Source organism: Vibrio sp. Makdt, from assembly GCF_027587015.1.
GTDB classification, from domain to species: Bacteria; Pseudomonadota; Gammaproteobacteria; order Enterobacterales; family Vibrionaceae; genus Vibrio; species Vibrio chagasii_B.
The window spans coordinates 229,542-242,598 of sequence record NZ_JAPPTH010000007.1; the positions used below are offsets into that span (position 1 = coordinate 229,542).

At 44.7% G+C, this 13,057-nt stretch carries 11 protein-coding genes and 1 tRNA gene; 6 read left to right on the plus strand and 6 right to left on the minus strand.

The features are described from left to right. The first annotated feature begins 22 nt into the window (after window positions 1-22). The gene (locus OH460_RS11685) at window positions 23-817 is read left to right on the plus strand and encodes a glycosyl hydrolase 2 galactose-binding domain-containing protein (RefSeq protein ID WP_269997201.1); all 795 of its coding nucleotides are present in this window, start codon (window positions 23-25) and stop codon (window positions 815-817) included. Between the two features lie 7 nt (window positions 818-824). On the opposite strand, the gene OH460_RS11690 is transcribed toward OH460_RS11685, so the two are convergent. From OH460_RS11690 to pepA, 5 genes are all read right to left on the minus strand, one after another. Next, window positions 825-1,730: a bifunctional helix-turn-helix transcriptional regulator/GNAT family N-acetyltransferase gene (locus OH460_RS11690; RefSeq protein ID WP_105057610.1), complete on the minus strand. Its 906-nt coding sequence runs from the start codon at window positions 1,728-1,730 to the stop codon at window positions 825-827. An 89-nt stretch (window positions 1,731-1,819) separates the two neighbouring features. Next, window positions 1,820-2,218: a DUF2061 domain-containing protein gene (locus tag OH460_RS11695; RefSeq protein ID WP_105057609.1), complete on the minus strand. Its 399-nt coding sequence runs from the start codon at window positions 2,216-2,218 to the stop codon at window positions 1,820-1,822. A gap of 234 nt (window positions 2,219-2,452) precedes the next feature. Beyond that, entirely contained in the window at window positions 2,453-5,326 is a 2,874-nt protein-coding gene (locus tag OH460_RS11700; RefSeq protein ID WP_269997204.1) for a valine--tRNA ligase, read from the minus strand. A gap of 102 nt (window positions 5,327-5,428) precedes the next feature. Further along, a complete protein-coding gene (locus OH460_RS11705) occupies window positions 5,429-5,878 on the minus strand; it encodes a DNA polymerase III subunit chi (RefSeq protein WP_239963075.1) in 450 nt (149 codons plus the stop codon). Window positions 5,879-5,977: 99 nt separating this feature from the next. Next, window positions 5,978-7,498 (minus strand): leucyl aminopeptidase, encoded by a 1,521-nt coding sequence (gene pepA, locus OH460_RS11710; RefSeq protein WP_269997206.1) that lies wholly within the window; start codon window positions 7,496-7,498, stop codon window positions 5,978-5,980. A 192-nt stretch (window positions 7,499-7,690) separates the two neighbouring features. Between pepA and lptF the strand changes: the two genes are divergently transcribed. Together lptF and lptG are read left to right on the plus strand one after the other, a co-directional pair. Beyond that, window positions 7,691-8,791, plus strand: a complete 1,101-nt coding sequence (lptF, locus tag OH460_RS11715; RefSeq protein ID WP_269997208.1) for an LPS export ABC transporter permease LptF — start codon at window positions 7,691-7,693, stop codon at window positions 8,789-8,791. Between the two features lie 3 nt (window positions 8,792-8,794). Beyond that, window positions 8,795-9,865: an LPS export ABC transporter permease LptG gene (gene lptG, locus OH460_RS11720; RefSeq protein ID WP_269997211.1), complete on the plus strand. Its 1,071-nt coding sequence runs from the start codon at window positions 8,795-8,797 to the stop codon at window positions 9,863-9,865. 59 nt (window positions 9,866-9,924) lie between these two features. Here lptG and OH460_RS11725 read toward each other — a convergent pair whose 3' ends face one another. Then, window positions 9,925-10,401 (minus strand): RDD family protein, encoded by a 477-nt coding sequence (locus OH460_RS11725; RefSeq protein ID WP_269997213.1) that lies wholly within the window; start codon window positions 10,399-10,401, stop codon window positions 9,925-9,927. 194 nt (window positions 10,402-10,595) lie between these two features. Between OH460_RS11725 and OH460_RS11730 the strand changes: the two genes are divergently transcribed. From OH460_RS11730 to OH460_RS11740, 3 genes are all read left to right on the plus strand, one after another. Then, window positions 10,596-10,680, plus strand: a tRNA-Leu gene (locus OH460_RS11730). 241 nt (window positions 10,681-10,921) lie between these two features. Then, window positions 10,922-11,329 carry a VOC family protein gene (locus OH460_RS11735; RefSeq protein ID WP_008224717.1) on the plus strand — a complete coding sequence of 136 codons (408 nt, stop codon included), beginning with the start codon at window positions 10,922-10,924 and terminating at the stop codon, window positions 11,327-11,329. Window positions 11,330-11,412: 83 nt separating this feature from the next. Beyond that, on the plus strand, window positions 11,413-12,666 hold the full coding sequence (locus tag OH460_RS11740; protein ID WP_102424357.1) for an HD-GYP domain-containing protein: 1,254 nt from the start codon (window positions 11,413-11,415) through the stop codon (window positions 12,664-12,666). Window positions 12,667-13,057 lie beyond the last annotated feature (391 nt).

Genomic DNA, 13,057 nt, shown 5'->3' on the forward strand with positions numbered 1-13,057 from the left:
TTGATCTAGCTCAAGGAATGATATGCGGCTGCAACTTGACGGTCTTTGGCAAATATCGCCACTGACAGACCTCTCTATACCCCAAGATGATATTACTTTTCCTGCACCGCTGAGCGCAAAACTTCCTAGCACACTCAGTGAAGAAGAGATTGCGGCACAAGAGTGGCATCTAATGCATGACATTGAAGTCGATGATGCGATGCTGGCTTGCCCCTTCGTTGAGCTAGTCGCCGCGGGTGTCGATTACTTTGCTGAAGTGCGACTCAATGGTGTAGCAGTCTTTGATTGTGATGGCAGCCAAGAAGAGTACCGTAAAGACATTCGCCCTTATATGCAGCCTGGTCGAAACCGCTTTGAGATCTTGTTTCTTGAAGAAGAGGAAGGGTTGTTGCTCGAAGAAGATATGGATGAGCAATCGTCTTCGCCAAAAGTCGTTAAATCAGACTCTCGAATGGGTATTTGGCAAGCTCCTTATCTGCAGTTTGTTCGCAATGTGAAACTTGACCAAATTGTCACTGAGCAGATCTGGCACCACGGTGGCGGTTGTGAGTTTAAAGTGGATGTGATCTACCAGACGCTAAAAGCGGGGCTGGTATCGGCATCAATCAAGTTCAATGGTATGACGCTGGTGATGCCGATAGATGTACGTGCGGAACATACTGGCGTTGTATTCCAAGTGGAAGCACCGATAGTCTTCAATGTTGATAAGCCCAACCCTAAGCATTTATACCAGTTAGAAGTTGAGCTCGATGGACAAAAAGAGAGCTCTTTTGTTGCCCTAAACCCTGCGTCTTGCGTGAGTAACTTTTTACGCTAGACTGCACTTATAGCATTTTGGCCATGACCACTTCACAAGCGTCGTGGCCTGTTTCTCCCCAAGCACTCTCTAGGTGCTCAAAACCTAATGCTTCATAAAGCTTAACCGCTGCCTCCAAACATTCTGTCGTTTCTAAGTACATTTGTTGGTAACCCAGTTGCTTGGCGAGTTTCAAGCTTAAGGCGACGATACGTTTAGCCAACCCTTGCCCACGAGTTTGTTCTAAGAAGTACATCTTTTGTAGCTCACATACGTCTGGTCGGCCTGCCAGTGGGGCAAAACCGCCACCACCCACAACTTCACCTTGATACTCGATCACCCAGTACATCGCATTGTCTTGGCTATATACAGAATACATGTCATCAAGCGTTGGATCGGCGACGCCATAGCCTTTGTCTGCGGTTAAGCCATGTTCGGCAGAGACTTGTCGTATGACATCGGCAACTTGTTCGTTGTCGGCGTGAGTGAGTGGGCGCAGTACAAACTCGTCGGCTTGGCAGACTTTAGTTAGCCCTTTGAGGTAAACCTCCAACCCAAGCTTTAACTGTTGTTGCTCATCCTCGTTTAGGGCTTCTAGCATATTGTCGAAGAAAGCGTTCTGTTGTTGGTCGAGCTCAGACAGCACCTGCTGTCCTCGAGTGGTGAGTGTGACCTTTTGACTGCGTTTGTCATTTGGGTTCTCGATGCTGTCGGTTAACTCAAGCTTGTTTAACCCTGCGACGGTGCGACTGGCATTCGACTTATCGACATTTAATCGTTGTGCGAGCTGGTTGATCGTGAGCGGTTGGAGTTGGATTTCTCCTAGGGCATGGGCTTGGACTGGGGTTAGGGCTATTTCGCCACATTGCTTATCGAGCATACCCAGCAAGCGAACAGCTTGGCGGGAGTAGTGTCTTAGTTGTCGAGCATTCATAATTACTTACCTCAAAAATAAAGTTGCGTACCGCAATTAATTTAATTGCGGTGCGCAACTTTGTCAATGGGTAAGATTCGATTCTCTGTTTAAGCGTGCTGGTGGACGCAAAATTGTGGTGTTTGAGCGTCTGATTTACGTAACCACACTTTCTCATGGAAGTAGTACGCGACTGTATTAAGAGCGGGTTCTAGCATCGCCATCACACCACCAACAAAGGCATCACCAGTCAGCAAGTAGACCACGGTAAACGCAACACTGAAGTGGATGGTCGCAAAGCTGGCGGTTTTTAATTTGGTCATCCACTGACGAGCTTTAAGCGCTGGAACTTGAGCCCACGCCTTTTCATGAAAATAGAAGGCGACCGTATTTACAGAGGGCTCAATCATGGCAATTAAGCTACCAATTAAGATGTCGCCTGTTAGTACGTAAGCGACACTAAATGCGATAGTAAAATGTAATGCAGCAAAGGTTAGTGTCTTTTTCATGATAATTACTCAATCGTTGTGTTGTTTCGATAGAGCTATTATTGAGAATTATTATCATTAAATGAAATGGGTATTAGAGATTAATTTGATAGGCAAAAGCTATCAAACTGCCGGCGAAGTTTGGAAAGTGCTGTTATTGGGTGATAAATCCAATGGCATAAAAAAAGGCTGACCATAAGGCCAACCTTTTTATCTGTAACGAGAAGTTTAAAGGCTTCTCATTGAGCGAGGATTTTAAAGAGCTGCGATGGTCGCTTTTTGCTCTTCAAGCTTAGTTAGTGTCTCTTGGTAACCCACTAGCTTCTCACGCTCTTTCGCGATAACCGCTTCAGGTGCTTTAGCAACGAAACCTTCGTTACCTAGCTTGCCTTCGATACGCTTGATTTCGCCGTGAGTTTTCTGCACTTCTTTATCAAGGCGAGCAAGTTCTGCGTCCTTGTCGATCAGACCGGCCATTGGGATCATCAGCTCAGATTGACCCACTAGCTTAGTCGCACATGCTGGAGTCTCAGCATCTTGAGCAAGAACAGTTAGGCTATCTAGCTTAGCAAGAGAGTTCAGAACAACCTTGTTTGCTTCGATACGCGCAGCGTCTTTCTCACTAGCAACTTTGATCATTACTTCTAGGCCTTTGCTAGGTGCAATGTCGTATTCCGCACGTAGGTTACGGATAGCAGTGATGAAAGTCTTAACCCATTCGATATCTTCTACGATCTCAGCGTTGAAGTTCTCTTCGTTAAACTGAGGAAGCGCTTGAGTCATGATAGTGTCGCCTTCAACACCATCTACTAGCGGCTTAACGCTCTGCCAGATAGATTCAGTGATGTAAGGAAGTACTGGGTGAGCAAGACGCAGTGTTTTCTCTAAAACAGTGATCAGCATGTAGCGAGTTGCTTGTTGCTGAGCTTCAGTGCCTTTCCATAGAACCGGTTTAGTTAGCTCTAGGTACCAGTCACAGAATTGGTTCCAGATGAATTCGTAAAGCGTGTTTGCTGCCATGTCTAGACGGTAGTTGTCTAGGTGAGCGTTAAACTCTTTTGCAGCTAGCTCAAACTGAGATTCAATCCACTTATCTGCTAGAGAGAATTCCATGTTTGCACGGTCTTCAGCCGACAGTGACATGCCACAATCGTGCTCTTCTGTGTTCATCAGTACGTAACGGCTCGCGTTCCATAGCTTGTTACAGAAGTTACGGTAACCTTCAAGACGCTTCATGTCCCAGTTGATGTCACGGCCAGTTGAAGCCATAGCAGCAAGAGTGAAACGCAGTGCATCAGTACCGTATGGTTCGATACCGTTCTCGAAAGTCTTACGCGTGTTCTTCTCGATCTTCTTCGCTAGCTGAGGCTGCATCATGTTGCCACAACGCTTCTCTACTAGAGACTCAAGGTCGATACCATCGATCATGTCGATAGGGTCAAGAACGTTACCTTTAGACTTAGACATCTTGTCGCCGTTTTCGTCACGGATTAGGCCAGTAACGTAAACTGTCTTGAATGGTACTTGTGACTTGCCGTTTTCATCTTTGTTGAAGTGCATGGTCATCATGATCATACGCGCAACCCAGAAGAAGATGATGTCGAAGCCAGTTACTAGAACGTCTGAAGGGTGGAATGTCTTCAGATCTTCAGTTTGCTCAGGCCAGCCTTGAGTACCGAATGTCCATAGCGCAGAAGAGAACCATGTATCAAGTACGTCGTCGTCTTGGCGAAGAACAACTACTGGTGCAAGGTTGTTGTTTGCACGTACTTCTTCTTCAGTACGGCCTACGTATACATTGCCATCGTTGTCGTACCATGCTGGGATGCGGTGGCCCCACCAAAGTTGACGAGAGATACACCAGTCTTGAATGTCACGCATCCAAGAGAAGTACATGTTTTCGTACTGCTTAGGAACGAACTGGATATCACCATCTTCAACCGCTTTAACAGCAGGTTCAGCAAGAGGTGCAGCACGTACGTACCATTGGTCAGTTAGCATAGGTTCGATAACCACGCCACCACGGTCGCCGTAAGGAACCGTTAGGTCGTGATCTTTGATCTCGTCAAGAAGACCTAGTTCTTCAAACTCAGCAACGATCGCTTTACGTGCAGCAAAACGTTCCATGCCGTGGTATGTAGCAGGTAGTTCTGTTGAGTAAACATCGCTAGTTTCACCGTTAGTAGTGAAGACTTCAGCCGCATCACGGATGTCTGCGTTGAAGGTTAGGATGTTGATCATTGGTAGGTTGTTACGCTTACCAACTTCGTAGTCATTGAAATCGTGCGCAGGTGTGATCTTCACACAACCTGTGCCTTTTTCCATATCCGCGTGCTCATCGCCTACGATAGGGATCAGACGGTTAACGATAGGAAGCAGGATCTCTTTACCGATAAGATCTTTGTAACGTGGATCTTCTGGGTTTACAGCAACACCCGTATCGCCAAGCATGGTTTCTGGACGAGTTGTCGCAACAACAATGTAGTCTTTGCCTTCAGCTGTCTTTACGCCGTTTGCTAGCGGGTAGCGGAAGTGCCACATGTGGCCTTTTTTGTCTTTGTTTTCAACTTCAAGATCAGAAATTGCTGTGTGCAGTTTTGGATCCCAGTTTACTAGACGCTTACCACGGTAGATTAGGTCATCTTCGTATAGGCGAACAAACACTTCTTGAACAGCGTTAGATAGGCCATCATCCATAGTGAAACGCTCACGGTCCCAGTCTACCGATGCGCCTAGACGACGAAGTTGCTTAGTGATTGTGCCACCAGATTCGTTTTTCCATTCCCAGATCTTGTCGATGAAAGCATCACGGCCGTAATCGTGCTTAGTTTTGCCTTCTTCTGCCGCGATCTTACGCTCAACAACCATTTGAGTTGCGATACCAGCGTGGTCAGTACCTACTTGCCAAAGCGTGTTCTTGCCTTTCATACGCTCAGCACGGATTAGAGTATCCATGATAGTGTCTTGGAACGCGTGACCCATGTGTAGGCTACCAGTGACGTTCGGTGGCGGGATCATGATGCTGTAAGCTTCTTTTGATGTGTCACCGTGTGGCTTAAAGTAGCCTTTCTCTTCCCAAGTCTGATACAGAGCTTGTTCGATTGATGTTGGGTTGTATGTCTTTTCCATAGTGCTCTTAAACGGATACTGTGAATGGTTAATCGTGGTCAAACTTCATAAGTGAAGCTTCTTGAATCTAAATTCAAAGATAGCTTTATCTATGAGGTTTGACTATGGATGTTGAATCTCGATAGTCTGTAGCTGATATCCAGCCTGACGGTAAATTTTATACCTTTCTCGAGCGAGTTGCTTAGCTTTTTCTTCGCAAGGGACGAAGTCTATCACCTGAGCAAAGGCGTTCGCAAAGGTTGTATGATTATCGGCCAGATTAATTACTAGCTGACGATTCCAATTATGCTTTACACCTTGGTAACCAATCTCAATGTTGGTTGAATACTTCGGGCCTTCGCCAACCAAGTTATGCGCAATAAATTCACTGGGATCGACTTGCCAGAAAACTTCTGCGATACGCTCGGCATGGGCTTTGTCATTACAGTTGAGATAAAGTTTAGCGCCTTGTTTTGCAAAGTGCTGAGCAAGAAACAGCACATAGTTAGCGAAACCTTCTTCATTCGCTTGTGGGCTGTCTGATGACACTATGTAAAACGTAGCTGTCTGCATACTTGATACTCGAACTGAAAATTGTGGCTATTCATCTTACTTGGTCAACAGCCCCTAACAAATAGCGCTTATTAAAAAAGGGCCCGTAGGCCCTTCTTATTATTTTGAAGATTGCTCTTCAGTCTCTTGGCCGCTGCGGTTCAATAAGAATTGGACTAGCATTGAGACAGGACGACCTGTCGAGCCTTTTGTTGCGCCAGATTTCCAAGCTGTACCTGCGATATCTAGGTGAGCCCAGTGGTATTTCTTAGTGAACTTAGACAGGAAGCAACCAGCAGTGATAGTACCGCCTGGGCGGCCGCCGATGTTTGCCATATCAGCGAATGGGCTGTTTAGCTGCTCATGGTACTCGTCTGCCATTGGTAGACGCCATGCACGGTCACTTGCTTGCTCTGAAGCATTCACAAGTTCGTGAGACAGTGGGTTGTGGTTTGATAGTACGCCACTGATGTGGTGACCCAGAGCAATAACACACGCGCCAGTTAGTGTTGCAACGTCAACCACGCAATCTGGTTCAAAACGCTCAACGTAAGTTAGCGCATCACACAGAACCAAGCGACCTTCAGCATCAGTGTTTAGGACTTCAACTGTTTGGCCTGACATCGTCGTTAGGATGTCACCTGGGCGGTAAGCGTTGCTACCTGGCATGTTTTCACAACCAGCAAGAATACCGACAACGTTGATAGGCAGGTTCAATTTAGCTAGCGCTTTCATTGTACCGAATACAGACGCAGCACCACACATGTCGTACTTCATCTCATCCATACCTTCGCCAGGTTTTAGAGAGATACCGCCTGAATCGAACGTTAGGCCTTTACCAACTAGAACGATAGGCTTCGCATCTGAATCAGGTGCGCCTTTGTACTCCATGATAGACATCATAGATTCGTTCTTAGAGCCACGACCCACCGCTAGGTATGAAGTCATTCCCAGTTTTTCCATCTCTTCTTCACCGATGATCTTAGTCGTTACGGTTTCGAAGTCGTCAGCTAGGCGACGAGCTTGAGAGGCAAGGTAAGCTGGGTTAGCGATGTTTGGTGGCATGTTGCCAAGGTCTTTAGATGCTTTTACACCTGAAGCAATAGCAAGACCGTGAGCAATCGCTTTTTCACCTAGGCTCAGTTCACGACGTGTTGGTACGTTGAATACCAATTTACGTAGTGGGCGACGAGTCTCTGGCTTGTTGCTCTTGAATTGGTCAAATGTGTAAAGACCATCTTTAGTCGCTTCTACCGCTTGACGAACTTTCCAGTAAGTGTCGCGGCCTTTAACGTGCAGTTCTGTTAGGAAACATACGGCTTCCATAGAACCTGTTTCGTTTAGTGTGCTGATGGTTTTCTGAATAATTTCTTTGTATTGACGTTCGCCTAGCTCACGCTCTTTACCACAGCCTACAAGTAGAACACGTTCTGAAAGTACACCAGGTACTTGATGCAGTAGTAGCATCTGGCCAGGTTTACCCTCTAGATCACCGCGACGAAGCAGTGAACTAATATAGCCATCGCTAATCTTATCTAATTGCTCGGCTACTGGAGAAAGGCGGCGCGGTTCGAATACACCGACAACGATACATGCGCTGCGTTGTTTCTCTGGGCTGCCACTTTTTACACTGAACTCCATGCGTACTCCTACATCCTGAAGACAAATCGAACTAAATGTTAGATAATGGGTTCTTACTTGTTGGATCCTATAATGGAACTAACCTTAAAGAAGAACGCTAACACTTAGCTAAAAATTTAAAAAAATAAAAGGTTCAACGGGAAATTATAGTGATTCAATCAAAAAAACAAGTTTTGTATAGGTAATTTGAGCGTGATTATTGTTAGATATTTGATCCGCGAGACAATCAAGAGCCAATTTGCGATCTTTTTTGTTCTCTTTCTCGTGTTTCTCAGCCAAAAATTCATCAGTGTGTTAGCGGACGCCTCTGATGGTGCTATCCCTGCGAGTCTAATCTTGTCGATCGTTAGTCTAAATATGCCAGCGATGGGCTTATTGATGCTTCCGCTCAGTATCTATATTGGTATTTTGCTCACTTTTGGTCGTCTTTACGCTGAAAGTGAAATAGTGGTCATGAACGCGACCGGTATAGGTAACAAATTCCTGATTCAATCGGCACTCTACTTAGCTTTGATTACTGCGTCGGTTGCCGCTTTTAACTCATTCTGGTTATCTCCTTGGTCGCAAGACAAGGTTGAACAGATGTATGAGGAAGTGGCAGCAGAGAACAGTGTTGATTTGCTACCAAAGGGTAAATTTGAAGGAACGCCAGATGGTTCGTCTGTGGTGTTCATCGATGATATTGATGGGAATAAGCTAGAAAACGTGTTCGTTGCTCAAATGCGTCCGCGTGACTCTGTGCTTCCAAGTGTAATGTACTCGAAGTCGGGCGATGTAAAAGAGCTCAGCGATGGCCGCCAAGTCATCGTGATGTACGACGGTACTCGTCATGAAGGCGTTCCAACTCGTCTTGACTATATGGTGACACACTTCGAAGAGTATGAAGGCTTGATTGGTCAGCGAGAAGTGGAGAAGAAAGGTCGTGACTGGGAAGCGATTCCGACACTTGACCTTGTTGGTAACCCAAACAATAGCGCAAAAGCTGAATTGCAATGGCGTATTTCATTGGTACTCTGTATTCCGTTGTTGACCATGCTTGTTGTGCCACTCTCGGCGGTAAACCCAAGACAGGGACGCTTCGCTAAGATTGGTCCTGCGATTTTGATTTATCTGACCTACTTCTTGGCAATCAGTGCAACCAAATCAGCAATGGACGAGGGCACTATTCCTGCAGTAGTTGGCATGTGGCCAATCAACGCGTTGTTGTTAATTGTCGCGATTGGTGCAAACTTTATGGATAGCGTGCCAGTAAGGCGTTTGAAAGAAAAATTCAAGAATAAGAGGTTGGCTTAAGCCGTGTTTAAGATTCTCGATTTATATATAGGCAGAACAATCATCGCAACCACGTCACTTGTTCTGGTGACGTTTGTTGGCCTTTCAGGGATCATCAAGTATGTAGAGCAGCTGAGAAAAGTTGGTCGTGGTACCTACGATCTGCTTCAAGCTCTGTACTTTGTTTTGTTGAGTATCCCCCGTGATATCGAAATGTTTTTTCCAATGGCAGCCTTACTTGGTGCATTGATCGGATTAGGTATGCTTGCGGCGAGTTCTGAACTGGTAGTAATGCAGGCGGCGGGTTTCTCTAAACTTGATATCGGTTTGTCGGTACTTAAGACAGCGATTCCATTAATGATAGTGGTGACGCTATTAGGGCAATGGGGCGCGCCTCAAGCGCAAAAGATGGCTCGTGACTTAAGAACCATATCGATTGCAGGGGGGAATATCATCTCCACGCAAAGCGGTGTTTGGGCTCGTGATGCCAATGATTTCATCTTTATTGTCAAAATCGACGATGACAAGCTATATGGCATGAACATGTGGCGCTTTGATGAAAATAAGGCTCTGAAAACCGCTATCTATTCTAAAGAAGTGGATTACGTTGGAGACAACGTTTGGACGATGAAAGATGTTGTTGTTACTTCTTTTGAAAATGAACTGCAGATAACGAAAGAGAATTTGCCAACATACACTTGGAAAACATCACTTGCACCAGACAAGCTTGCGATCGTGACAGTGAAACCAGAAGAGCTGTCATTGAGTGGTTTGTACGATTACGTAACTTATCTAAAAGCGTCAGAACAAGATGCAGCTCGTTATGAACTGGCATTATGGAGAAAGATAACTCAGCCTATCTCGATCGCGGTGATGATGTTGATGGCGCTGTCATTTATCTTTGGTCCATTGCGTAGTGTGACTATGGGGGCAAGAATCCTATCTGGTGTTATCGCAGGCTTTACCTTCTATATATCAAGTGAGTTCTTTGGCCCTGTGAGTTTGGTGTATCAGATACCGCCGGCTTTTGGTGCGTTAGCCCCAAGTGTGGTATTCCTCGGAATAGCCGTTATGCTCTTGAGGCGGAAACTATAATAAAAAAGGAAGGCATAACGCCTTCCTTTTTTTATCTTGATTGAAGCTGTTTAGAAGCACTATCGCGCTTGAGGTAACACAACCACTTCGGTCTTCGCCCAGATATCGTGAAAGCCACGCTTTTGAGGATCTAAGGGAACGCATAGGTTGGCTAAACCAAAACCAGAGGTTCCTAAGCGAATAAGAGCTTGAGTGACAGTAATCGCAGAACCATCTTTGTTCTGAACGCGGAGTTTCCACGCTCTCATTCCCAGAGTTTGACCCGCTCGAGTCCAGAAGAACACAAAGAAGTAAACCCAAACTGCTACTAGATAAAATGTGTAAACCGGGCTCCAGATAGGGTGGTTGGTTAGGAAGTCACTGACATCGGCATAACCACTGTAGTCAAAAATGCCAAGAGCCATAAGCGCATGTAGTAAAGCGATAATGACGCCAGCTGCCATCATTTCAATAGCGATCACGATAAGAGCGTCATAGAACAAAGCACCGAATCGGCGCATCATTCCAGCTGGTGGCAGTGTGTTGGTAGGTGTCATGGTGTTATTACTTCTTCAAAAATTTAGGCGTCAGAATATAGTTTAAGGCAGAGCGTGAAAAGAGACATGACGCACAGCTTATGACTTAGTGGCGAAATTATCGGCAAACACACGTGAATTCAAGTTTTTATGCTTGCCACATCAGCTTGCTTACGTATAATGCCAAACATCGACAGGGCAATGCCCACGATAATGCCGGTATGGTGAAATTGGTATACACGACGGATTCAAAATCCGTTGCCTTCGGGCGTGGCGGTTCAAGTCCGCCTACCGGTACCATATATAGAAAGGTCGCTTTTATAGCGACCTTTCGTCGTTTTGGGCGTTTGTGAATTTGAAACCCAGCGTGTCGGCTTGGATGCAAGTTACGAATCAGTCAGATCTTGATGTTTCATTCATAAATCTCATCAATTCCCATCGTAGTAATAACCTTCAATAAATTAATCATCTTAAATCAGCCTGTTACCTGTAATTTTTGCTTCTATTGTCTATGTTTAAAGTAGCAATAGAGGAGAAAGATATGCTGACAGTAACCCCTTACTTATTTTTCGATGGTCGTTGTGGCGAGGCGTTGGATTTTTATCATAAATGCTTTGGTGGAGTGGTCTTATCGAAACAACTCTTTAGTGATGCTCCACAGGTAATAGAGGGAGCGCAGCCTGATTGGATCATGCATGCTGAATTCGAAGCCTTTGGTATGAAGCTAATGATGTCTGATGGGGTTAAAGCTAAAGAACTTGAAGGGAACAACCTTGCACTTTCTCTTGTTACAGATGATACCGCGACCCAAGAGCAGATCTTTGAAAAACTAACACAGGGTGGGCGAATCATGACGCCGCTTGCAGACACGTTTTGGGGCGCTAGGTTTGGCAAAGTTGAAGATAAGTTCGGTATAAGATGGATGGTGCATTGCGACTCTTTAAACTGAACCTGTGAAATAGGATAGTGAAATTGCTGCTTGGTTTTATTAGAATTATAAATAGAGATTATCAATCAACGTTATATATAAAAATGGGCAGCATAAAAATTACCGTAGATCGCATTCAGCCCGGTCTACATATACGACTTCCCGTCAAGTGGAATGAACACCCGTTTCTATTCAATAGCTTTAAAATAAAAGACGATGCTCAGGTTAAGATCATTCGACACCTTGGTATCAAACACGTCTATATAAACCTTAATCAAAGTGATACTTCACCTTTGCCGGTTAACCATATGGTTGAGTTGGAATCAGGTGATGACTTACAGGTTAGTCTTGAAGCTGAAAAAATGTGGCAAGAAAAGCATGATCGCATTGAAACTTTAAGTTCTTACCGACGCAGAGTGAGTAACTGTGAGAAAGAGTTTGAGCGTTCACTTGCTCGAATGCGCTCAGTCATGACCAAAATTCGCAATCGTCCTTTGGATGCGGTAGGAGAGGTGAAATCTCTCGTTGATGATATTGTCGAAACATTAGTATGTGATGATAACGTCACACTCCACCTAATGAATGGTAAAGCTGACTTTGAAGATATCTACTTCCACACACTAAATGTTGCTGTTGTTGCCATGATGATCGGCAAAGCTAAAGGCTACAACACACAACAACTGAAAGATCTCTCTTTTGCTGCGTTATTCCATGACGTGGGCAAAATCAAAATACCTGTCGCTATATTAAGAAAGCAGAGCGCATTGACGGTGCCAGAAGAGAACTACTTAAAGCTCCATACTAAGTATGGTGCGGATATCGTTTCTGCAATAGATGATTTTCCTGAAACAGCTAAAAAGGTAATTGCTCAGCATCATGAGATGAACGATGGCTCTGGTTACCCAGAAGGCTTAAAGGAAGAAGAGATTGATGAGTTTGCCAAGATAGTAGCAGTTGCCAATGCATTCGATAACTTGTGCCATGGTAAAACACAGTCACCGCCAATGATCCCTTATTTATCGCTTTCCCACTTATATAAGAACTGCAAACACCTATATAGCCAAGACAACTTAAGTCTATTGGTTAAGTTCATGGGAGTGTACCCGCCAGGAACCGTGGTTCAGCTCTCCAATGATTCAATTGGTATTGTTATTTCGGTAAATGCCAAGCATATGCTTTATCCCAATGTGCTGACATATGACCCTAGCGTGCCTAGAACACAAGCTCCGGTAATCGACCTGCTTGCTAAAGATATAAAAATCGTTAATGCGGTTAATCCCAACAAACTACCTGAACAAGTGAGAGAGTACCTAAACCCTAGGTCCCGATTGTCTTACTTCTTTGATAGTGGTGAGTAGTTATCCACAGGGTGCTGTGAGTAATTTGTTCGAAAGTTGGGCTTAAAGTGGTACAAATAAGCCCTTGGTTGAAATGTCTTCGTTTAACCTCTTTTTTCAATAAAAAATGCATTTAATGCTTGCCAATATGAGCGGCGTCTCTATAATGCCGCCTCTTCTGAAGTGATGCAAGTCACAACGAAGAGAAGCTCTTTAACAATTTAAACCTATCAATCTGTGTGGGCACTCGTTGATGAATATCAAAACGTTTTATCGTTAGATAAAACAGATTCTTCGGAATCAAAATTGATTTCAATGAACTGAGTGACCAATACAAAATTAAGTTTACTTAATTTTGGCACAGTCAATTCATTACCATTCTGTTGGAATGGTAATAGCTTTAAAATTACAT